Origin of the sequence: Pseudomonas sp. RGB (assembly GCF_007713445.1) — a bacterium.
GTDB lineage: Bacteria > Pseudomonadota > Gammaproteobacteria > Pseudomonadales > Pseudomonadaceae > Aquipseudomonas.
In genome coordinates this window covers 481,938-503,330 of record NZ_VMSH01000001.1, presented here as the reverse complement: position 1 = coordinate 503,330, position 21,393 = coordinate 481,938, and the positions used below count along the sequence as shown (strand labels likewise).

Genomic DNA, 21,393 nt, shown 5'->3' with positions numbered 1-21,393 from the left:
ATGCATCCCAATGATGATGACCGCACCCAGTTCATGCCGCGCCCGGGTGGCCGTGCGCCGGAACCTGCGCGTGCAGAGCCGGCGCCGCTGTCGGTGCCGGCCGCGCCGATCCTGACCGGCAAAAGCCAGGGCCTCAACCCGCTGGAAAGCGCCGCCGGCCCGCTGTTGGCGCTGTTGACGCGCCTGCGCAACACCATCGCGCACCCGGCACCGGCCAGCCTGCGTGCGCAGTTGCTGGGTTACCTGCGCCAGTTCGAAGAGCGCGCCGAAGCCGCTGGCGTGGCGCGCAATGAAGTGCTGCTGGCGCGTTACGCGCTGTGCACCGCACTCGATGAAGCGGTGCTCAGTACGCCGTGGGGCAGCACCAGCGACTGGGGCAAGCAGAGCCTGCTGATCACGGTGCACAACGAAGCCTGGGGCGGTGAAAAAGTCTTCCAGTTGCTCGACCACTGCCTGCAAAGCCCGCGCGAGCGCCTGTACCTGCTGGAGCTGTTGTACCTGTGCATGTGCCTGGGTTTCGAGGGCCGTTACCGCGTGATGAACGACGGTCGCAGCCAGCTTGAAGCCTTGCGTGAACGCACCGCCGCCGCCATTCGCAGTGCGCGTGGCGAGCACGAGCGCGAGCTGTCGCCGCACTGGCGCGGCGTGACCGTGGCGCGTGATCGCCTGGCGCAATTCATGCCGCCGTGGATCGCCGTGGCCATCGGCCTGGCGCTGCTGCTGGCCTTGCTGTTCGGCTTGCGCATGAAACTGGCGTCGGATGCCGAGCCGGTGTTCAAGAACATTCATGCCCTGGGCGAGATCCCGGTGCAGGCCATCGACCGTCCGGTGGCGCAGCCCAAAGTCATCGAGCGGCCGCGCTTGGCCGGTTTCCTGGTGGAAGACATCAAGGCGGGCCGCGTGGCGGTGGAAGACAAGGTCGACCGCTCCGTGGTGACGATTCGCGGCGATGAGCTGTTCGCCTCGGCCAGCTCCAGCATCGTCGATGACTATCAGCCGCTGATGCTGCGTATCGCCGACGCCATCCGCAAGGTCAAGGGCCAGGTGCGCGTCACCGGGCACAGCGATAACCGCCCGATTGCCACGCTGCGCTTCCCGTCCAACTGGGCGCTGTCCGAAGCCCGCGCCAAGTCGGTGCTGGAGATCCTGGCCGCCAAGACCGGCCAGGCAGACCGCTTCAGCGCCGAAGGCAGAAGTGACACCGAGCCTGTGGCCACCAACGCCACTGCAGAAGGCCGTGCCCGCAATCGTCGGGTTGAAATCACCGTATTGGCGGAGGGCGTCGAGTGAAGGCGTTTTTCAGTTTCATGATTCGCTGGGTGATTCCCGTGCTGGGCCTGATTGCCCTGAGCCTGATCATCTGGTTTGTGGGGCCGCTGCTCGATGTGCTGGTGCCAGAAGGGCGGCGCTGGGCGCTGATCATTCTGGTGTTTGCGGTGTGGATCGCGTATCGCGTGTTCCGCATTATCCAGGCCCGCCGCCAGGCCGCCGAAGTGATGCGCAGCCTGGCCGCGGAAACCCCGGTCGACCCCAACAGTGTCGCCACCGCCGAAGAACTCAGCACCCTGCGCCAGCGCATGGACGAGGCCCTGGCGCTGCTGAAAAAGGCCAAGCTCGGTGGCGATGAACGCCGCAACCTTTACGAGCTGCCGTGGTACGTGATCATCGGCCCGCCGGGGTCGGGCAAGACCACCGCGCTGGTCAATTCCGGCCTGCATTTCCCACTGGCTGCGCAATTGGGCGCGGGTGCGGTGCGGGGCGTCGGTGGCACGCGCAACTGCGATTGGTGGTTTACCGACCAAGCCGTTTTGCTCGACACCGCGGGCCGCTACACCACCCAGGACAGCAACTCGACGGTGGATAAGGCGGCGTGGCTGGGCTTTCTCGACCTGCTGAAAAAGCAGCGCTCGCGCCGCCCGATTGATGGCGCGTTTATCGCCATCAGCCTCTCGGATCTGCTGCTTGGCACGGACGCCGAACGGGCTGCCCATGCGGCGGCGATTCGCCTGCGTATTCAGGAGCTGTACACCCAGTTGGGCGTGCGTTTCCCGATTTACCTGATGCTGACCAAGCTCGACCTGGTGCCGGGCTTCATGGAGTTCTTCGACAACCTGAGCAAGGAAGAGCGCGCCCAGGTGTGGGGCATGACCTTTGCGCTCGATGACGGCAAGCACAGCGACAGCCCGTTGGCAACGCTGCAAAGCGAGTTCGCCGGCCTTGAGCAGCGCCTCAACGAACGGTTGGTGGAGCGCCTGCAACAGGAGCGCGACCCGGCGCGGCGCGATCTGATCTACGGCTTCCCGCAGCAGTTCGGTGCCTTGAAAGATTGCCTGCAAAGCTTCCTCGAAGGCGTGTTCAAACCCAATGCCTTTGAAGAGCGCGTGCTGCTGCGCGGCGTGTACTTCACCAGCGGCACCCAGGAAGGCAGCCCGATTGATCGCCTGATCGGCGCCATGGCCCAAAGCATGAACCTGGACCGCCAGCACCTGGCGCGCCAGAGCGGCACCGGGCGCAGCTACTTCATCGAAAAACTCTTCACCGCCGTGGCCTTCGCCGAGCGCGGGCTGGTGGGTGTGAACCCGAAGGTCGAGCGTCGACGCAAGTGGATCGCACGCGGCGTGCTGGCAGCCACCGTCGCCTTGGTGGTGGTGGTCAGTGGTTTGTGGTGGGTGAGTTATCGCGCCAACCAGGCGTATATCGCCCAGGTGGATCAGAAGGTCGCGCCGTTGGGCCAGGCTGTACAGAACCTCAGCCCGGCGCAGCGCGAAGTGCTCGCCGTACTGCCGTTGCTCAATGCGGTGAAGGGCCTCGCGGGTGATTCGCCAAGCTGGTCCGAAGGGTTGGGCCTGTACCAGGGCGACATGCTCGAAGCCGAATCTGCCAGCGTCTACCGCAAGCTGTTGATCGCCGTGTTTGCGCCTCGCCTGGTGACGCGCATCGAAGAACAGCTGCACGGTGGCGGCAATTCCGATTTCCTGTACGAAGGCCTCAAGGCCTACCTGATGCTCGCCGATGCCGAGCATTACGACCCGGACTTCATCAAGGCCTGGATCGCTCTCGATTGGGACCGCAACCTGCCGCGCGACCTGCCGGCCGATCAGCGTCAGGCGCTGACCGAGCACTTGCAGGCGTTGTTCGAACGCCACCCGCCAAACGCGCGCCTGGACCCACGGCTGATTGACGACCTGCGGCGCCAACTGCAACAACTGCCGGTGGCCCAGCGCGTCTATGACCGGGTCAAGCGCCAGAAGCTGCCCGACGGCATCCCGGACTTTCGCATCAACGAAGCCGCAGGCCGCGATGCTGCGCTGGTGTTCAGCCGCAAAAGCGGCAAGCCGCTGGGTGAGCCGCTGAGTGGGTTCTTCACCGCCAAAGGGTATCGCCAGGCGTTCTTGCTAAGCAGCCTGAACCAGACCGGCACCCTCGCCGAAGAGCAATGGGTGCTGGGCCGTGAACAGGCCGACCAGCAGAACGTGGTCAGCCTCGCTGCCGACGTGCGCCGCTTGTACTTCCAGGACTACCAGCGCCAATGGGACGCCTTGCTCGCCGACATCGACTTCGTGCCGATCACCAGCGTGGCCCAGGCGGCCGATGTACTGCGGGTGATTTCCGGCCCGACCTCGCCGCTGAAAAAACTGCTGGTGGCCGTGTCCAAGGAAACCGACCTGCAAGCCGAAGAGCGCCAATTGGCCGCCAAAGGCGTGCCGGTGGAAGGCGGCGTCGACAAGCTCAAGGAGCGCCTCGGCAGCCTGCTCGGCCAGGAACAACCGACCGCCAACGCGCCGCAAACGGCAGACGATCCGGTGACCGCGCACTTTGCCGAGCTCAACAGCATCGTCAGCAAGAATGAAGGCGAACCCGCCGCCATCGACGGCCTATTGGCAGACATGAACGCGCTGTACGTGCAGGTCAGTGCCATGGTCGGCGCCAGTGGCGACGCCTTGCTTGGCGAGGCCAAGAACCAGGCGGCGGCTGCGGCCACGCGGGTCAGCCTGAATGCCGAACGCCAGCCGCCGCTGGTACAGGGCATGGTCAAGTCGGTGGTCAACTCCACCACCAACAGCATGATGGGCGGCGTGCGTAACCAACTGAACGCGGCGTGGGTCAGTGAAGTGGTCAACGTGTACCGCCAGTCGCTGGCCGGGCGTTATCCGATGTCGCCGGGCAGCGCCCGCGACGCCACGCTGGATGACTTCGGCCAGTTCTTCGGCGTGGGCGGGGTGATGGACAACTATTTCCGCAAGTACCTGCAGCCTTACGTGGACACCTCCGCGCAGACCTGGCGCTGGCAGCCGGGCGCCGCGCAAAAGCTCGGGATTGCGCCAGGCGTATTGCAGACGTTCCAGCGTGCGGCGGCGATTCGTGATGCGTTTTTCCGCGCCGGTGGTACGCAGCCCATTGTGCGTTTCGAACTCAAACCGGTGTCGATGGACCCGACCATCACCCAGTTCCTGCTTGATCTGGATGGCCAGCAATTGAGCTACGACCACGGCCCAAGCCGCCCGGTCGCCATGCAATGGCCGAACCCCGGCAGCATCGGCGTGGTGCGTATTTCGATCATGCCGCCGTCGGCCAGCGGTCGTTCGGGCGTGACCCTGGACGGTCCGTGGGCCTGGTTCCGCTTGCTGGAACAGTCGGACCTCACCGCCGGCAACTCGCCGGACCGTTTCAACCTGCGCCTGCGGGTGGACGGGGCGAGCATCGCCTACGAGCTGCGCGCCAACAGCGCCTTCAACCCGTTCAAGAGCCGCGTACTCAGTGGCTTCAGTCTGCCGGAGCGGTTATGACGACGCTGGGCTTCTATGGCAAGTTGGCCAGCCGCGGTGACTTTGTCAGCCGCGCCTTGCCCCAGAGTTTTATCGGCCCCTGGGACAGCTGGCTGGCGGCAGGTCTGCTGGCCAGCCAGAACAGCCTGGGCGGCGACTGGCTCAATGTGTACCTGGTCAGCCCGTTGTGGCGCTTTGTGCTGGCGCCGGGTGTGTGCGGGCCGGACGCGGCGGCAGGTGTGGTTATGCCGAGCATTGACCGGGTCGGCCGGTATTTTCCGTTGGCGGTGGTGGCGTTGCTCGATTACGACACCAACCCCGCATCCCTGGTGGGCGGGCCGGACACCTGGTTTGAGCAGGCCGAAGAGCTGCTGCTCGGCACACTGGATGCCGGCGCGACCTTTGAAGGCTTCAACGATGGCATCGACAAACTCGGCATCCCGGCCAGTGAGCAACGCGCGGTGGACAGCCGCTTTGCCGGGCTGCAACGCGTTGCCGCCACCGTGCCCCACAGCCGCATGACCGCGCTCGCCGAACAGGCCTGCGAGGGCGCGAGCCTGTGGTGGGGGCGGGGTTCGCAGGTGATTTCCCCAGGTTTATTGCGGTGTCAGGGTTTGCCTGCCGCCGGCGATTTTGCGCAGTTTTTGCTCGGACAAGAAGGTGTGGTGTAGATGGGGGCGACGTTCAAATCCGCGAGCAAAAGCCATGTGGGCATGGTCCGCCAGGTCAATGAAGACGCCTGCCTGGACCTGCCGGAAAACCGTCTGTGGGTGGTGGCCGACGGCATGGGCGGGCACGCGGCGGGCGACTACGTCAGCAGCCTGATCGTCGACAGCCTGCGTGCTGTGCCGGTGGGGCGTTCCCTCGACGAATATTCGGCGGCCCTGCGCAATGACCTGATCCGCATCAACGCAACCGTGCGCGAAGAAACCGCCAACCGTGGCGTGACCATGATGGGCAGCACCGTGGTAGTCCTGGCCGCACGCGGCTTGCGCGGCGTGTGTTTGTGGGCCGGCGACAGCCGCCTGTACCGCCTGCGCGACGGCGTGTTGGAAGGCATTTCCCGCGACCACAGCTACGTGCAGGACCTGCAAGACAGCGGCTTGCTCAGCGAAGCCGATGCCCGTGTGCACCCTCGCGCCAATATCGTCACCCGCGCGATTGGCGTGGAGGCGCAGTTGGAGGTGGCGGTGGTCGACCTGCTGATTGCGCCCGGTGACAGCTACCTGCTGTGCAGCGACGGCCTGAACAAGACCGTCGAGGATCATGAAATCCGCGAAGTGCTGGGCCATGACGCGCCGGATGAAATCGTGCGCAGCCTGGTGCACCTGGGCCTCAACCGGGGCGCGCCGGACAACATCACCGCCATTGTCGTGAAGGTTTCGCCATGAACATCGTGATTCCGGGTTATGACATCGAAGGCGAGATCGGCGAAGGCGCCATGGCCAGCGTGTACCTGGCGACCCAGCGTTCGCTGGAGCGCAAGGTGGCGTTGAAAGTGATGGCGGCGGCGCTGGCGGCGGACCCAAGTTTTTGCGAGCGTTTCCTGCGCGAGGGCAAGACCCTGGCGCGCCTTTCGCACCCGCACACGGTGACCATCCATGACATCGGCAACGTCGGTGAGCTGTATTACATGGCCATGGAATACCTGCCCAACGGCACGCTCAAAGAGCGCATTGCCGCCGGCCTGACACCGGAGCAGGGCGTGACGTTGATCCGCCAGATCGCCTCGGCGCTGGGCTATGCGCATGCCCAGGGCCTGGTGCACCGTGACGTCAAGCCGGCGAACATTCTGTTCCGCGCTGACGGCACGGCCGTGCTGTCGGACTTCGGCATCGCCAAGTCTCTGGATGACCGTACCCAGTTCACTCAAGCCGGGTTTGCCGTGGGCACGCCGAGCTACATGAGCCCGGAGCAGGCGCGGGGCCAGGAGATTGATGGCCGCGCTGACCTCTACGCACTCGGCGTGGTGCTCTATGAAATCCTCGTCGGCGAGTTGCCTTACAGCGGCACCGATGCACTGTCCACGGCGCTGGCGCACCTGACCGAACCGCTGCCGGAATTGCCGGTGCACCACGGCCGTTATCAGGAGGTGTTGCGCAAGCTGTTGGCCAAGGACCCGGCGGAGCGTTTCCCGGACGCGGCGGCGTTGCTGCGCGCGCTGGACCAACTGCCGGCCGACTCGCCGGAAGCCACGCTGGTGCGGCCGTTGCCGATTCCGCTGAGCTTCGACCTGGCGGGGATGACGCCGGTGTCTATCGACATTCCAACCGACAAACCCCAGCCGCAGCCGGTGCGCCAACCGGTGGTGACACCGACCCAGCACAGCAACGTGTCCGAGCAGCGCCGTGGGCCGGTGCTGGCCTTGGCTGCAGTCGCAGTAGCTGTCGCGCTTGCCATCGGTGGCGCGAGCTACTGGTGGTTGAGCCGCGGCGATACGCCAGCGGCGCCGCCCGCTGCGGTGGTGCCGAAAACGCCCGCGCCCCCTGAAGTAAAAACGGCTGTGGCCGATGCGGACGGCGGCCAGCGCCCCTTGCTGATGGCGGGCAAGAAGACCCTGTTCCAGCGGGTGCTGAGCAAGCCGGGCGCCAAGCTGTCCCACGATGCCGGTGGTGCTTCCAACGAGGGGCTGCCGGCGTTTTCCGTGCTCTACGTTTACCAGCGCAAAGACGTCGATGGCAGCCCGTGGCTGCGTGTCGGCGCTGCCACCGATGGGCGCAGCGACGGCTGGTTGCCGGCTGCACAGGTCAGCGACTGGAAGCAAAGCCTGGTGCTCAAATTCACCGAGCGCTCGGGCCGGGCGCCGGTGATGTTCCTGCGCCAATCCAGCGAAGTGGAAAAACTGCTGGCCGACCCTGCGGCCGCCAAAGGCGTTCTGGTCAAGGCGCAGAAGAACAGCGAAGACAATCAGCAGGTGTTGGCGCTGGAGCCGACGGCCAGCGCGGTGCCGCAGGACCAGTTCTACCTGCTGCCGATTTTCGACTCCAAAGAGAGCTTCGACGAAAACGGCCAGCCGGTGCAGTTGCTCAATGTGGCCTCTATCGACCCCGGCAGCAGCGCGGCTGCCAAGCCGGCCGCCCGAGCGATCGACACCCACGCCGACGCCTTTCGTACCGCCGTGGTGCTGGTGGTGGACACCACAGTGTCGATGCAGCCTTACATCGACCAAGTCCGCGACGTGGTGCACGAGCTGCAAACCCGTATCGCCGAGCGCGGTGAGCTGGACAGCGTCAGCTTCGGGCTGGTGGGTTTTCGCAACAGCATCAAGAAAACCCCAGGGCTTGAGTACGTCGCCAAGACGCTGATCAGCCTCGATCAGGGCCGCGACCCGCAGCGCTTTCTCGACATGGCGCGGCAGGTCAAAGCCTCCACCGTGTCCAGCCACTCGTTCAACGAAGACGCGTTTGCCGGGGTGATGCAGGCCGTGGATGGCATGGATTGGTCCGGCTACGGTGGGCGCATCATCCTGCTGGTCACCGACGCTGGCGCACTGCGCAAGAACGACCCGTTTGCCGCCACCCAGATGAACGAAGCCGAGGTGCGCCAGGCCGCGCTGGGCAAGCAGATCAAGATCTACGCCCTGCACCTGCGCACCGACGCCGGCAAGAAAACCCATGCCGGTGCCGAAACCCAGTACCGCGTGCTCACCGCCGACGCCAACCCGCAGATCGGCGACCTCTACACGCCGGTGCCGGGTGGTGATGTGCGCAAGCTGGGTGAGCGTGTCGATGAGATCGGCAGCGTGTTCGCCAACCTCGTGCACCAGGTGCGCAGCAACACGCCGCAGCCGGTGCCGCTGCTGAGTGCCGCGCCGACCTTGGCCGACAAGTCCGCGGCCGTCGGCTACGCCATGCACATGGATTTCCTCGGCCGCAAAACCGCCAGCCAGGCGCCGCAACTGGTCAGCGCCTGGACCGCCGACCGCGACCTGACCAACCCGGCGCTGCCGGCGTTCCAGGTGTGCGTGATGCTGACCAAATTGCAGCTCAACGACCTGCAGCAGTCGCTGAAACTGATCGTCGATGCGGCGCGCAAGACCCAGACCTCGCCCAAGGATTTCTTCCAGGAAATCGCCAGTGCCTCGGCCTACATGAGCCGCGACCCACAGGCGCTGCGCAAGGGCGGCAACCTGGCCGACGGCGGTATCCTCGGCGAATACCTGGAAGGCCTGCCGTACCGCAGCAAGTCGCTGAACATGACCCAGGATTTGTGGTTGTCGTTGAGCGTGGCCGAGCAGGAAGACTTTATCGACGAGCTGGATTCGAAAATCCGCCTCTACGAAACCTTTCACAATGACGTGGCCAACTGGGTCCGTTTCGGCGATGCCGAGCCGGGCGATGCGTTGTACCGCGTGCCCTTGTCGACGCTGCCGTGATGCTGAACCTGAGCGCAGTGCACAAAAGCCGCGGCGTTGGCAGCCAGCGCTACAGCCTGGTGATTCCGGCGCTGGCGCTGCGCGCGGGTGAGCAGTTGGCAATTGTCGGGCCGAGCGGCTGTGGCAAAAGCACCTTGCTCGACGTGCTGGCGCTGGTGTTGGCGCCGGATCAGGTTGGCCGGTTTGAATTTGATCAGGTCGATGTCGGCGCTCTGTGGCGCGCCGATCAGCAGTCGACGTTGGCCGCGCTGCGCAGCACGCACTTGGGCTATGTGCTGCAAACCGGTGGCCTGCTGGGTTTTCTCGATGTGCGCAGCAATATCGCCTTGTCCCGGCAACTGCTGGGGCTCAAGGACGACGGCAGCATCACGCGTTTGGCCGAGCAGTTGGAGATCAGCGATCAGTTGGGCAAGAAACCGGCTGCACTGTCGGTGGGCCAACGCCAACGCGTGAGCTGCGCCCGTGCACTGGCCCACGCGCCGCAACTGGTGCTGGCGGATGAGCCGACGGCGTCGCTTGACCCGCTGAACGCCGAACGCGTGATGCAGGCGCTGCTGGCCCAGGCCCGCGAACATCGCGCGGCCTGCGTGATCGCCACCCATGACGAGCCGCTGGCCCGCGCCAGTGGTTTGCAGGTGCGGCGCATCAGTTGCCGCCGTGACACCGACGGCGGCGTCACGGCCACCCTCGGGGAGGTGTGCTGATGCGCATCGGTCTGGTGGCGTCCCTGGCCTGGCAGGATTACCGCAACGACGCCTGGCTGTCGGCCTGTTCGGTGTTGGCATTGGTGGCCGTGATCGCGCCGTTGCTGGTGTTATTCGGCCTGAAATTTGGACTGGTTAGCAGTTTGACCGAACGCCTGGAGACCGACCCCGCAACCCGTGAAATTATTCCGTTGGGCGGCGGTCGATTCAACGCAGCGTTTATCGAGCAACTTGCCCAGCGTCGCGATGTGGCCTTCGCCGTGCCGCGTACCCGCCAGATTGCGGCGACCGCTCAGGTGGGCACGCTGACCCTGGAAATGCTGCCGACTGCAGCGGGTGATCCGCTGCTCGTGGGGTTGCCGATGCCTCGGGGCCTGGACCAGATCGTGCTGAGCCACACCGCTGCAGAAAAACTCGCGGCGCGGCCTGGCGATTGGCTGGAGACCAGCTTTGCGCGGCAAGTGGCAGGGCGCGTCGAAGCCCAGCGCACGCGGTTGCAGGTGATGGCGGTGCTGCCGCTGGAAGCGTTTGCGCGGGACGGTTTGTTTGCCGATTTGCGCCTGCTGGAAGCGGCGGAAGATTACCGCGACGGCCGCGCGGTGCCGGCGTTGAGTTGGGACGGTGACGCGGTCGGCGTGACTGAACAGCGGGTTTATCCGGCGTTTCGTCTGTATGCCCGCAACCTCGCCGATGTGGAGCGGTTGCGCGTGTTTTTCGCCGGGCAGAACCTGTTGGTGTCGACCCAGGCGAACGCCATTGCCCAGGTGCAGTCGTTGAGCCGCAACCTGTCGATCGTGTTCTGGATCATCGCCGGGTTGGCCTTGGCGGGCGCATTTGCGGCGATCTTCGCCGGCGTGTTGGCCGCCGTGGCGCGCAAGCGTCGGGAATTGTCGGTGTTGCGCTTGCTGGGGTTTTCCACTGCCGGGCTATTGCTGTTTGTGGTGGTGCAGGCACTGTACAGCGCAGGGTTTGCCGCCGTGCTCAGTGCCGGGTTGTATGGCCTGGCCGAGGCGGGTTTGAATAAATTATTCGTGCAGGTGCCGGGCGAATACGCCTGTCACCTGTTGGCGCCTCATTACGCCCTGGCCCTGGCTGCAGTCCTCGGCGTCAGCGCCGTGGCGGCGGGTTGTTGCGGTTGGCGAGTGGCGCGTATCCAGGCTTCTGAAGGAATCAGAGATGTATAAGTTACTGGGCGCCGCGATGGCGCTGAGCTTGGCTTCAATGGCGTGGGCGGATGAGGCGAGTGACAAACTCGACAACCCCAAACCGTTACCCGATGACGTGAGCCTGCCGCTGCCGTGCGAAGGCAACATGGTGTTCCGCTACGCCTATGTGCTGGCCCAGGGCACCCTGGATGACCGCGAGATCAGCCTCGGTTACCCCTTTGCCGAGGGTGAGGCGGGTTATCAGCAGTCGTTTATCTCCGGCTACCGGCGCGACTTTATCAACGGCCAGTTCACGCTCAAGGATTTGCCCAAGGACTGGAACGCAGTCATTGCGCCCTTGATGCCGAAGACCGACGCCAAAACTCCGCTCAAGCCGATGCTGTACTTCATCGGCAAGTACGAAGTCACCGCGCGCCAGTATGCCCAAGTGATGTCCCAGGCACAGTCGCTGGCCAGTGGCGAGCCGGCGCCAGCGTGCGATGCGCCGACCGGCATGGCTGCACGCTTGCCCAAGGTGAAACTCTCGCGCTTTGAAGCCGAGCGCTTCTCGGCGGTATACAGCGCCTGGTTGATGAAATACCACCGCGACTTGCTGCCGGTCAGTGGTCGTGGGTCTTCGGCCGAAGACGGTGGCCTCGGTTTTGTGCGCTTGCCCACCGAAGTGGAATGGGAATTCGCCGCGCGTGGTGGCCAGGCGGTGAGCCGTCAGGACCTCGAAGGGCGGCTGTTTCCGCGCCGTGTCGAAGGCAGCGAAAGCGACGGGCCGCTGGGTGATTACGCGGTGTTCAATCAAGTCGCCGGTGGTACCGGCCAGGCGGCACGCCTGATGCCCATCGGCACCAAATTGCCCAACCCGATCGGCATGTTCGATGTGATCGGCAATGCGGCGGAAATGGTCCAGGAATCGTTTCAACTGGTGCACGCCGGGCGCCGCCAGGGCACCTACGGCGGCTTTGTGGTCAAGGGCGGCAACTACCTGGAAGGCGAGGGCACGCTGTTCACTGGCATGCGCCGCGAATACCCGCTGTTTGCCGCCGACGGCACCGAGCAGAGCAACGAGACCACCGGTTTTCGCGTGGCGATTGGGGCGTTGTCTGCGCCGCGTTCGCGCTACAAGGAGCTGTTCGCGCAGTGGCAGAAAGAAGGCCGCCTGGCCTCGCTGACCGACGCCATCGACGACGCCCAGGACCCGACCAAGCGCCTGGACAGCATCATCGCCGCCAGCGTCGATCCCAAGCTGCAAGCCGAACTGGGCCTGGTCAACGAAGAACTCAAGCGCAACGTCTCGCTGATCGCCCAGCAACGCGAAGAGGCGGCGGGCAACCTGATTCAATCGGCCGCGCTGGTGGCCGAGACCATCAGCAACTACAACATCCGCCTGATGAACTTGCAGAAGAGCCGCCAACAGGCTCTGGACAACAAGGACGCGGCCAGCGCGCAGCTGTTTGCCACGGCCATCGACAATGGCCGCAGCGCGCTCGACGGCGCGTTGGCGATCTACATCGACAACCTGGCCACCGGCACGCGCTACACCGACGCGGTGATCCAGGCGCAGTTTCAACGAATCAAGGAAGAGTTGGATCGCAAGCCAGTGCTCGGCAAGAGCCTGGTGACGCGCGCGACACTGTTCGTTCGCCATGTCGGCAACTACCGCAAACAACAGCGGGCCGACCCGGCAACGATTTTGAAGGAATTGCTCGCAGCGAGCGGTCAGCGGTCTTGATCGCTGGTTGTATGGCGAGCTTGGAAGGGACTCAGGCGGCGGTGGGCCGTGCTGGGCAAGTCAAACTTAACAGAGAACACACCTATGCTTTTTTCCCGTAAGGCGGTTTCCAAGCGTCACTTGCTGCTGATCGCGGCTGGTTTCAGCACCGTGTTGACTGGCTGCGCCACGTCGCCGGCGTCCAAGGTCGCGTCGAGCACCAAGGTCGAGTACTACCCGAACTGCTACGAGCCAGTGCAGCACCTGCGCGCGACCGACTCGGACATGACCAAGTCGGTTGTTACCGGTGCGGCCATCGGCGCTGCCGGCGGTGCTCTGCTGGGCGCGCTGACCGGCGACTCCGACAAGCGCGGCCGTAACGCTGCCATCGGTGCCGCGGGCGGCGCCCTGGCGGGTGGCGCGGCGGGTTACTACACCGAGCGTCAGAAGCAGATCAGCGATGACAACCAGCGCATTGCGTCCTACGCGGCAGACGTCAACAAAAGCGCCTCGGACATCGACCGCAGCACCGCATACGCCAAGGCGTCCCAGCAGTGCTACCAGAGCGCATTCACCAAGCTGGTGGCTGATCGTAAAGCCAAGACCGTCAACGACACCGAAGGCCGCAAGCGCCTGGCGGAAATCGTTTCCGGCCTCAAGGAGTCCAATGACCTGATCGTCGCGGTCAACGGCAAAGCCAGCGAAGACCTGAACAACTACACCCAGGCGTACGAGCAAGACCTGCAACAAGTGGGTGTGCAGCGTGCCGACGTAGTGACCGTGGCCACCGCTGATACCACGCCGGTGGTGACGCCGGCCAAAGGCAAAAAAGCCGTCAAGCCGGCGAAAAAGGCAGCGCTGCCGACCGTGCCGAAAGAAGCGGTCGCCACCGAAAAAACCATCCAGACCGCGCAGACCAAGCAAGCTGAAAGCAAGCAGGTCGCCAGCGCCGGTAAAGCGCAGATCGAAGGCACTTGCCGCGATCCAAACCTGGCCGACTGGGCGCCGGTGCCTTGCCCTAACGTTTAAGTAACATGTTGCTATAAGCGTTAAACGCCAGCCGATCTCCCGCTAAAGCGCGAGATCGGTGGCGTTCCTCCAACAAATCGTTACACTGCTTCGGCCACTTAATAATGATACCGAGGCCGTGTGCATGAAATTTCGTCTTCTGCTGTGGGTGCTTGGCCTGATGATGGGCAAAGCCAGCCGCACCAATCCTGCTTTCCAGCAACAGCTGGGTGACAAAGACCTGGCGTTCCAGTTGCAGACCCTCGACGGCAAAGTTGCCCGTCACTTCATCGTCAAAGACCAGCGCATCACCAGCCGCTCAGGGGTTCACCCGCAGCCTGCGTTTGCTATCGCCTTCAAAGATGCCGCCTACGGCTTCGCCACGATGCAGGCGAAGAACAAGCAACTGGCGTTCATGACGGGGATTCAGGACAAGTCGATCCAGATCAAGGGCAACCCGGCGCTGGTGATCTGGTTCCAGGGGCTGACCAAGTATTTGAAGCCGAAGAAAAAGAAGTAAGTCTTTCAGTTCGACCGAGTTGAGTTCATCGCCGGCAAGCCAGCTCCCACCTATGACTGCATTCCAAAGGTGGAACTCGGTCGAATGTGGGAGCTGGCTTGCCGGCGATAGCGGTTTTTCAGTCGAAGCAGTTAACCCTGGCTGAACTGCGATGCCAGCTCACGCAACAGCACCTCGGCATCCAGTACTTTGCCGACCACTTCCTCGGCCTTGTCACGGCTCAAGCCCAAACGCTCAAGCAGTGCATCCGGAATCGCCTCATCCGGCCCGGAGCCAATGCCACGGCTGCGCAACAAGCGCACCGCCAGGCACACCAGGTTCGGGTATTCGGCATATTGCCCGTCGTAGGTCGGGTCGTGCTGGAAGCGCAGGGCGGTGGACAGTTCGTCCGGCATGTCCCAATAGCGCATCAGCCAGGCACCGATCTGCTCGCGGCTGATGCCCAGCAAGTGTTGCTCGACATAGCTGTGGCACAGGTGCGGGTTGACCTCCAGGTGACGGCAGATCAGCGAGAAGTGCGGCGGAAACACGTGGGCCAGCAGCAGATAACCGAAGTTATGCAGCAGGCCAGCCAGGTAGGTCAGGCCGGCTTCCGGGCGCTGGGCGCGTGGCATGGCACGGGTCAGGCCTTCGATCACGGCGGCGGTGTAGATCGACTGGTGCCAGTACGGCGTGGACTGATGCGGGTGGTCTTTGGGCAGGCTCAAGGTTTTACCCAGGGCCAGGCCCAATGCCAGGTTGATCACCAGATCAAAGCCCAGCACGCGCACGATGGCGTCTTCAACTGAACGAATTTTGCCTGGCGAGGCGTAGTACGGCGACGCGGCCCAGCTCACCACTTGGGCGGCCAGGGCCGGGTCGGTTTCCACTACGCCAGTGATGTCATCGATGGTGGCGTTGGGGTCGACGCGCAGCTTGATGATCTTCTGCGCGGTATCGGCCAGCGGTGGAATCTCGATGGTCGCTTCCAGGCGTTGCTGGATGCGGCGGGCGGTGAACGCCTGCATCGCTTGGGTGATTTCCTCGCGGTCATCATTGGGGCGGTCGAGGTTCGGGCGAATGTTGCTCAACGGCTCGCCGAACTGCCCGGCGCTGGCTTTGGTGAGCATAGTCTTGAAGTCGCTGCTGGCGATTTCCAGCAACAGCCCGGCTTCGCCCGAATGCACCAGCAGGCTCGGCTCGCTCAGCAGGCTGCCTTCGTACAGGCAGGGCGAACTGGTCAGGGCCGGCAGGCCTGGCAGCAGGCTCAACTCATGCTTGGCCAACATGCGCTCGATGCGATCCGGCGACACCGCGGTAAGGCGGCGGCCGGTGAGTTCGGCGAGTCGGTTGAGGTCGAGCAACTGGCTCTGCGGGAACAGCACCATGAGGGCGCCAACGGCATCTTCCAGCAAGACCGCCTGGACCTTTTGCGCGGGATTCAGGCCAGCCTGTTCGGCGACTTCCGTATAAGGAATGGCGAGCTTTGCGAGCAGAGCCCGAATGACCGGCGGGGCGGTCAGTGGGGCTGTGGCGAGGGCTACTTCTGACATGGCCTGATCCAATTTCTTACAGTCACCGAAGTATAACCAGCTTGATACAACTGTTGGTTGGATAAGTGAGTCAGGCGTCACACTTGGCCGTATTGCTGCCCATGCCGTAGCCAGCGATCGAGCAACGGGCTGACGTGATCCGGCCAGCGTTCGAGCAGCGCTTGCGCCGCATCACGCACGGCGGGTAGCAGGTCAGCGTCGCGCATCAGGTCGGCGACCTTGAATTGCAGCAGGCCGGTCTGGCGGGTGCCGAGCATTTCACCGGGGCCGCGCAGCTCGAGGTCTTTTTCGGCGATGACAAAGCCGTCGTTGGTTTCGCGCATGATGCCCAGGCGCTGACGACCGATCTGTGACAACGGTGGATGGTAGAGCAGCACGCAATGGCTGGCAGCGCTGCCCCGGCCGACGCGGCCGCGTAATTGGTGCAATTGGGCCAGGCCCAGGCGCTCGGGGTTTTCGATGATCATCAAGCTGGCATTGGGCACGTCCACACCCACTTCGATCACCGTGGTGGCCACCAGCAATTGCAGGTTGCCCGCTTTGAATTCGGCCATCACCGCAGCTTTTTCCGCAGGCTTCATGCGGCCGTGGATCAGCCCGACCTTGAGTTCGCCCAGGGCACTGGTGAGGTCTTCATAGGTGGTTTCGGCGGCCTGGCACGTCAGCTCCTCGGACTCTTCGATCAGCGTGCACACCCAGTACGCCTGACGGCCTTCGGCGCAGGCACCGCGCACGCGCTCGATCACTTCCACGCGGCGGGTGTCGGTGACCAGCACGGTATTGACCGGGGTACGGCCGGGCGGCAGTTCGTCGAGGATCGAGGTGTCGAGGTCGGCGTAGGCGCTCATGGCCAGGGTGCGTGGGATCGGTGTTGCGGTCATGATCAACTGGTGCGGACTCATGCGCCCGCCCACGCCTTTTTGGCGCAGGGCCAGGCGCTGCTGCACGCCGAAGCGGTGCTGTTCGTCGATGATCACCAGCGCAAGGTTTTTGAACTTCACTTCGTCCTGGAACAGCGCATGGGTACCCACCACCATCGGTGCGCCATTGGCGATCTGTTCCAGCGCGGCCGCGCGCACCTTGCCCTTGAGTTTGCCGGCCAGCCACGCCACTTCCAGGCCCAGCGGCTCGAGCCAGCGCTTGAAGGTGATGAAGTGCTGTTCGGCGAGAATCTCGGTGGGCGCCATCAGCGCCACTTGGTAACCGGCTTCCAGTGCCTGCAAGGCGGCGAGGGCGGCGACCACGGTTTTGCCAGCGCCCACGTCACCCTGGATCAAGCGCAGCATCGGTTCTTTCTGACTGAGGTCGTAGGCGATTTCATTGCCAACCCGTTGCTGGGCCCCGGTGGGCGCGAAGCCTAGGTTCGCCAGGTATTGCGCAGGCAGGCGCGTGGCCTTGGGCATCGCTGGCGCGCGCAGGGAGCGCATGCTTTCGCGCAGGCGCTGCTGGGACAGCTGGTGAGTCAGCAGCTCTTCAAAGGCCAGGCGATGTTGCGCCCAGTGATGACCCAGGGCCAGCTCGTCGACATCGGCATCGGCGGGCGGGTGGTGCAGGTAGCGGATGGCATCGTCCAGCGGCGCCAGTTGGTAATCGCGGGCCAGTTCCACCGGCAGCCAGTCAGGCAGGCTTTTGGGGCCGAGCATGGTCAGGGTCTGCATGCACAGTTGGCGCAGGCGTTGTTGGGTCAGGCCTTCGGTCAGCGGGTAGATCGGCGTGAGGGTGGTATCCACCGGCGGCGGTTCGTCGCCGGTAATGGCGCGGTATTCGGGGTGGTAAATTTCCAGGCCCGACGCGCCAGGCCGTGCCTCGCCGTAGCAACGCACGCGGGTGCCGCGCTTGAGGCCTTCCTTCTGGGCGTTGCTGAAATGGTAGAAGCGCAGGCTGAGGCCACCGGTGCCGTCCTGCAGGCGTACGACCAGACTGCGGCGCTTGCCCATCACCACATCCGCGCCACTGACGGTGCCTTCGACCACCGCGTCCTGCCCTGGGCGCAAATGGCCGATGGGCACGACGCGCGTGCGGTCCTGATAGCGCAGGGGCAAGTGGAACAGCACGTCCTGGAGGTTCTCCAGGCCGACCTTGGCCAACTTCTCGGCCATGGCTTCACCGACACCCTTGAGTGCGGTGACCGACACGTGCGACAGCTCAGTCATACCCTTGCTTAGCTCGCAGCAGGCGGCTTGGCCACCGAGCACAAACGGATCGAGTCGGCGAGGATCTCAATGGCTTTCGGGCGTGGGAAGCTGGCGCGCCAGGCGATCGCCACGGTCCGGAATGGCACCGGCGGCGTGAGTGGGCGCACTTCGATCACGCCGGGGGCGTAGTGATGACTGTCCACTGCCGACAGCGGCAAGATCGAAATACCCAGGCCGGATGCGACCATATGGCGGATGGTTTCCAGCGAGCTGGATTCCACCGTGGTGTGCTTGGCGCCGTCGTTGCCCTTGGTCAGGGTCGGGCAGGCTTCGAGTACCTGGTCGCGGAAGCAGTGGCCTTCGCCGAGCAGCAACAGGCTCTTGTCGTTGAGCAGGCCGGCGTCGATGGTGTCTTTTTGCGTCCACGGGTGGGAGGCCGGCATCAACACGTAGAACGGCTCGTCGTAGAGCGGCAAGGTCAACACGTCCGCTTCGTTGAACGGCAGGGCGATGATGATCGCGTCCAGCTCGCCGTTGCGCAGTTTGTCGCGCAGCACGTGGGTAAAGTTTTCTTCGATATACAGCGGCATCTGCGGCGCGACGCGGTGCAGTTGCGGAATCAAATGCGGGAACAGGTACGGGCCAACGGTGTAGATGGCGCCGACTTTCAGCGGCGCAGTCAGCTGGTTCTTGCCGGCTTGGGCCAGCTCGCGAATGCTTTGGGCTTGTTCCAGCACCTTTTGGGCCTGGGCGACAATGCCTTCGCCCACTGGCGTGAGGCGTACGGCGCTCTTGCTGCGCTCGAAAATCAGCACACCGAGTTCGTCTTCAAGCTTTTTCACACCCACCGACAGCGTCGGCTGGCTGACATGGCAACGCTCGGCCGCGTGGCCGAAGTGCTGCTCTTGGGCGAGGGTCACGATGTAGCGTAATTCTGTAAGAGTCATAGCGGGCGTCCATGAGGTTGCGAGCCAAGCATACCGGCTGCAATCGATAGACGCACGTTATCAGAACTTTGCTGGGGATTGAGCGGGGAGTGGCTCGGATTTAACTGAAAAATGGATTTTTAGCGGCAACAAACAAAATGTGGGAGCGCACTGGCTCGCGAATGCGCGGTGTCAGTGACGAATGTATCGACTGACACTGCGCTTTCGCGAGCAAGCCCGCTCCCACGTGGGCCCGCTTCGCAATCCTTAGCGGCGACGCTTCTCGATGTTGTAAACAAACGGCGCGACGATCTCGACGCTGCCGCCTTTCAACATGTCGGCCGGTGGCTTGGGCAATGGCTGGGCACGACGAATCATGTCCAGGGTCGCGCGGTCCAGGTCGGCGTTGCCGGAGCGGCCCACCAACTCGTAGGACAGCACATTGCCTTCGGCATCGACCACGAAGCGCAGGCGGTTAAGCCCTTCCTTGCCACGCTGTTGAGCGCCTGGCGGGTATTTCTTGTACTTCTGCAAGTGCGCCAGCAGGGTGCCTTCCCAGGACGCTTTTGCTGCTACCTGGGCTGGCGACGGGCCGGGCACGGGTTGAGCGGATTTTTCAGCCGGCGCATTGGTCGGTGGGGTTTCGCTCGGCGGCTCTTCGGAAGGCTTCTCCTTGGGCGGCTCGGGCTTTTTCTCCACAGGCTTGGGCGGCTGGGGTTTGGGCTTGGGCTTGACCGGCTTGGGCACCTGGATCGTTGGCTTGGGCGCCTCGGCCAGTTTCGGCAAAGGCAGCTCTTCCACTGGAGCCGGCGGCTGTGGCGGCGTGACCACCTTTGGCGGCGCGGGAGGCGGTGGTGCCGGCATCGGCGCCAGGTCGATGACCATGGCCGCCGGTGGCAGCGTCACCGGATGCGGCGCGGACCATTGAAGCGCGATGATGATCGCGACGGCATGCACGCCCAGCACGACGGCGAGGCTGGTGCCATAACGCGTCAGTTTGTGGCGCGTCGTGATCATTTCTTGGCTGCCGTCTCAAGTCCGACCAGGCCTACCTTGAGGTAGCCGGCTGCCCGCAGGGCATCCATCACGCTCATCAGGTCGCCGTAGTCCACGCCCTTGTCGGCCTGGAAGAAGATCGTCGTGTCTTTCTTGCCTTGGGTCTTGGCGTCGAGCACCGGGCCCAGGGTTTCAGCTTTGACTTCTTCTTCGCCCAGGAACAGGCGTTGGTCCGCCTTGACGCTGAGGAAGATCGGCTTCTCCGGGCGCGGCGCAGGCTTGGCGCTGGAGGCCGGCAGATCGACCTTGATGTCCACGGTGGCCAACGGTGCCGCCACCATGAAGATGATCAGCAGCACCAGCATCACGTCAATAAACGGCGTGACGTTGATTTCGTGGTTCTCGACGAGTTCATCGTCGCCTTGATTCAAATGCAGGCCCATGGCCGATTACCCCACTTTCACCATGTGCGGTTGCGAGCTGCGCTCGGTAGGGGCGTGATCGAGGTCGCGGCTGACCAGCAGCAGGACTTCTGCCGACGCGTCCGATACCTGAGCCTTGTAGCCGGCAATCGAACGGGCGAAGACGTTGTAGATCACCACCGCAGGAATTGCGGCAACCAGGCCCAATGCGGTTGCCAGCAGGGCTTCGGCGATGCCTGGGGCAACGACGGCGAGGTTGGTGGTCTGGGTTTTGGCGATGCCGATGAAGCTGTTCATGATGCCCCACACGGTACCGAACAGACCGACGAACGGTGCGGTGGAACCGATAGTGGCGAGCACGCCGGTGCCGCTGCTCATGTTACGACCGCAGGCCGCCACCAGGCGCTCGAGGCGGAAGCTGACGCGTTCCTTGATGCCTTCTTTTTCGCGGGTGTTGACCGACAGGCGCATTTCTTCCAGCGCGTCGTGGACCAGCAGGTTGGCCAGGGTGCCCTTCTTGGTAGCGGTGTCGCTGGCTTCCTTGAGGGTGGTGGCTTTTTTCAGGTGGACGATTTCAGTGCGCAGACGACGCTTGGCGCCCAGCAGCTCGAAGCCCTTGGCGATCCAGATGGTCCAGGTAATGATCGAGGCGATGGCCAGGCCGATCATGACGGCTTTTACCACCACGTCAGCGTTCTGGTACATGCCCCACGGGGACAGGTCATGGGCCATGCCCAGGCTGTTGTCTTCTTCCAGTACAACACCGGAGTCGTCGGCAGGCGCAGGCGCAGGGGCTGCGGCCTGGGCCGGGTCGGTGGCCACAGGTGCTGCGGCAGGGGCTGGCGGCGTAGCTGCATTCTGCTGGGCCGCGGCCGGGGTGGCTGGGGCGGTCGCGTCAGCGAATGCGGCGGTCGGTGCCAGCAGAACGCTGAACAGCAGCGCAGCAATCGCACGCCAGGCGCGAGATGGGCTGAGAGGCTTGGTTGGCGAAGCGGGGTTTGTATTACGTGTCATGCTGGCCGGACCTGAGAGAAAAAAATGAGTGATCGTCCTGCCAGACCCTGGTGGGTCGAGGACAAATGGGCGGTTATTATTGCAAGTAATTCTTGTTAACAAAAGTAATACAGTTACTTAATTTGTC

At 63.9% G+C, this 21,393-nt stretch carries 16 protein-coding genes; 10 read left to right on the top strand and 6 right to left on the bottom strand.

The features are described 5' to 3' along the window. The 10 genes from FPT15_RS02400 to FPT15_RS02355 all read left to right on the top strand — a co-directional run bounded on the left by FPT15_RS02400 (nt 1) and on the right by FPT15_RS02355 (nt 14,241). Nucleotides 1-1,290 (top strand): DotU family type VI secretion system protein, encoded by a 1,290-nt coding sequence (locus FPT15_RS02400; RefSeq protein WP_145158185.1) that lies wholly within the window; start codon nt 1-3, stop codon nt 1,288-1,290. After that, nucleotides 1,287-4,787 (top strand): type VI secretion system membrane subunit TssM, encoded by a 3,501-nt coding sequence (gene tssM / locus FPT15_RS02395; RefSeq protein WP_145158181.1) that lies wholly within the window; start codon nt 1,287-1,289, stop codon nt 4,785-4,787. The genes FPT15_RS02400 and tssM overlap by 4 nt, the downstream gene beginning before the upstream one ends. Continuing rightward, entirely contained in the window at nt 4,784-5,437 is a 654-nt protein-coding gene (tagF, locus tag FPT15_RS02390; protein WP_145158178.1) for a type VI secretion system-associated protein TagF, read from the top strand. Before tssM ends, tagF begins: the two co-directional genes overlap by 4 nt. Continuing rightward, nucleotides 5,438-6,157: a PP2C family serine/threonine-protein phosphatase gene (locus tag FPT15_RS02385; protein ID WP_106575876.1), complete on the top strand. Its 720-nt coding sequence runs from the start codon at nt 5,438-5,440 to the stop codon at nt 6,155-6,157. Then, a complete protein-coding gene (locus FPT15_RS02380) occupies nt 6,154-9,141 on the top strand; it encodes a serine/threonine-protein kinase (protein WP_145158175.1) in 2,988 nt (995 codons plus the stop codon). Before FPT15_RS02385 ends, FPT15_RS02380 begins: the two co-directional genes overlap by 4 nt. Then, the gene (locus FPT15_RS02375; RefSeq protein ID WP_145158172.1) at nt 9,141-9,845 is read left to right on the top strand and encodes an ABC transporter ATP-binding protein; all 705 of its coding nucleotides are present in this window, start codon (nt 9,141-9,143) and stop codon (nt 9,843-9,845) included. Before FPT15_RS02380 ends, FPT15_RS02375 begins: the two co-directional genes overlap by 1 nt. Beyond that, nucleotides 9,845-11,029: an FtsX-like permease family protein gene (locus tag FPT15_RS02370; RefSeq protein WP_145158169.1), complete on the top strand. Its 1,185-nt coding sequence runs from the start codon at nt 9,845-9,847 to the stop codon at nt 11,027-11,029. The genes FPT15_RS02375 and FPT15_RS02370 overlap by 1 nt, the downstream gene beginning before the upstream one ends. Beyond that, on the top strand, nt 11,022-12,734 hold the full coding sequence (locus FPT15_RS02365; RefSeq protein WP_145158166.1) for an SUMF1/EgtB/PvdO family nonheme iron enzyme: 1,713 nt from the start codon (nt 11,022-11,024) through the stop codon (nt 12,732-12,734). The genes FPT15_RS02370 and FPT15_RS02365 overlap by 8 nt, the downstream gene beginning before the upstream one ends. Nucleotides 12,735-12,818: 84 nt before the next feature. Then, the gene (gene tagQ, locus FPT15_RS02360; RefSeq protein ID WP_106575871.1) at nt 12,819-13,742 is read left to right on the top strand and encodes a type VI secretion system-associated lipoprotein TagQ; all 924 of its coding nucleotides are present in this window, start codon (nt 12,819-12,821) and stop codon (nt 13,740-13,742) included. 124 nt (nt 13,743-13,866) lie between these two features. Then, complete coding sequence (locus FPT15_RS02355) at nt 13,867-14,241, top strand: helicase (protein WP_106575870.1); 375 nt, start codon at nt 13,867-13,869, stop codon at nt 14,239-14,241. Between the two features lie 131 nt (nt 14,242-14,372). Here FPT15_RS02355 and FPT15_RS02350 read toward each other — a convergent pair whose 3' ends face one another. From FPT15_RS02350 to exbB, 6 genes are all read right to left on the bottom strand, one after another. Beyond that, entirely contained in the window at nt 14,373-15,773 is a 1,401-nt protein-coding gene (locus FPT15_RS02350; RefSeq protein ID WP_119737208.1) for an aminoacyl-tRNA deacylase and HDOD domain-containing protein, read from the bottom strand. Nucleotides 15,774-15,850: 77 nt separating this feature from the next. Further along, the gene (recG, locus tag FPT15_RS02345; protein WP_119737210.1) at nt 15,851-17,926 is read right to left on the bottom strand and encodes an ATP-dependent DNA helicase RecG; all 2,076 of its coding nucleotides are present in this window, start codon (nt 17,924-17,926) and stop codon (nt 15,851-15,853) included. A gap of 8 nt (nt 17,927-17,934) precedes the next feature. Further along, nucleotides 17,935-18,855: a hydrogen peroxide-inducible genes activator gene (locus FPT15_RS02340; RefSeq protein ID WP_015886540.1), complete on the bottom strand. Its 921-nt coding sequence runs from the start codon at nt 18,853-18,855 to the stop codon at nt 17,935-17,937. A gap of 246 nt (nt 18,856-19,101) precedes the next feature. After that, nucleotides 19,102-19,851, bottom strand: coding sequence for an energy transducer TonB (locus FPT15_RS02335; protein ID WP_106575867.1), 750 nt, complete (start codon nt 19,849-19,851; stop codon nt 19,102-19,104). Then, nucleotides 19,848-20,273, bottom strand: a complete 426-nt coding sequence (exbD, locus tag FPT15_RS02330; RefSeq protein ID WP_003195519.1) for a TonB system transport protein ExbD — start codon at nt 20,271-20,273, stop codon at nt 19,848-19,850. The genes FPT15_RS02335 and exbD overlap by 4 nt, the downstream gene beginning before the upstream one ends. 6 nt (nt 20,274-20,279) lie before the next feature. Continuing rightward, nucleotides 20,280-21,266: a tonB-system energizer ExbB gene (exbB, locus tag FPT15_RS02325; protein ID WP_145158163.1), complete on the bottom strand. Its 987-nt coding sequence runs from the start codon at nt 21,264-21,266 to the stop codon at nt 20,280-20,282. Nucleotides 21,267-21,393: the final 127 nt, after the last annotated feature.

Bases quoted from the DNA above. Each gene is read 5' to 3' on its own strand.
- FPT15_RS02400 (WP_145158185.1), top strand. From the start codon at position 1: ATGCATCCCAATGATGATGACCGCACCCAGTTCATGCCGCGCCCGGGT.
- tagF (WP_145158178.1), top strand. From the start codon at position 4,784: ATGACGACGCTGGGCTTCTATGGCAAGTTGGCCAGCCGCGGTGACTTT.
- FPT15_RS02385 (WP_106575876.1), top strand. From the start codon at position 5,438: ATGGGGGCGACGTTCAAATCCGCGAGCAAAAGCCATGTGGGCATGGTC.
- FPT15_RS02380 (WP_145158175.1), top strand. From the start codon at position 6,154: ATGAACATCGTGATTCCGGGTTATGACATCGAAGGCGAGATCGGCGAA.
- FPT15_RS02375 (WP_145158172.1), top strand. From the start codon at position 9,141: ATGCTGAACCTGAGCGCAGTGCACAAAAGCCGCGGCGTTGGCAGCCAG.
- FPT15_RS02370 (WP_145158169.1), top strand. From the start codon at position 9,845: ATGCGCATCGGTCTGGTGGCGTCCCTGGCCTGGCAGGATTACCGCAAC.
- FPT15_RS02365 (WP_145158166.1), top strand. From the start codon at position 11,022: ATGTATAAGTTACTGGGCGCCGCGATGGCGCTGAGCTTGGCTTCAATG.
- tagQ (WP_106575871.1), top strand. From the start codon at position 12,819: ATGCTTTTTTCCCGTAAGGCGGTTTCCAAGCGTCACTTGCTGCTGATC.
- FPT15_RS02355 (WP_106575870.1), top strand. From the start codon at position 13,867: ATGAAATTTCGTCTTCTGCTGTGGGTGCTTGGCCTGATGATGGGCAAA.
- FPT15_RS02350 (WP_119737208.1), bottom strand. From the start codon at position 15,773: ATGTCAGAAGTAGCCCTCGCCACAGCCCCACTGACCGCCCCGCCGGTC.
- recG (WP_119737210.1), bottom strand. From the start codon at position 17,926: ATGACTGAGCTGTCGCACGTGTCGGTCACCGCACTCAAGGGTGTCGGT.
- FPT15_RS02340 (WP_015886540.1), bottom strand. From the start codon at position 18,855: ATGACTCTTACAGAATTACGCTACATCGTGACCCTCGCCCAAGAGCAG.
- FPT15_RS02335 (WP_106575867.1), bottom strand. From the start codon at position 19,851: ATGATCACGACGCGCCACAAACTGACGCGTTATGGCACCAGCCTCGCC.
- exbD (WP_003195519.1), bottom strand. From the start codon at position 20,273: ATGGGCCTGCATTTGAATCAAGGCGACGATGAACTCGTCGAGAACCAC.
- exbB (WP_145158163.1), bottom strand. From the start codon at position 21,266: ATGACACGTAATACAAACCCCGCTTCGCCAACCAAGCCTCTCAGCCCA.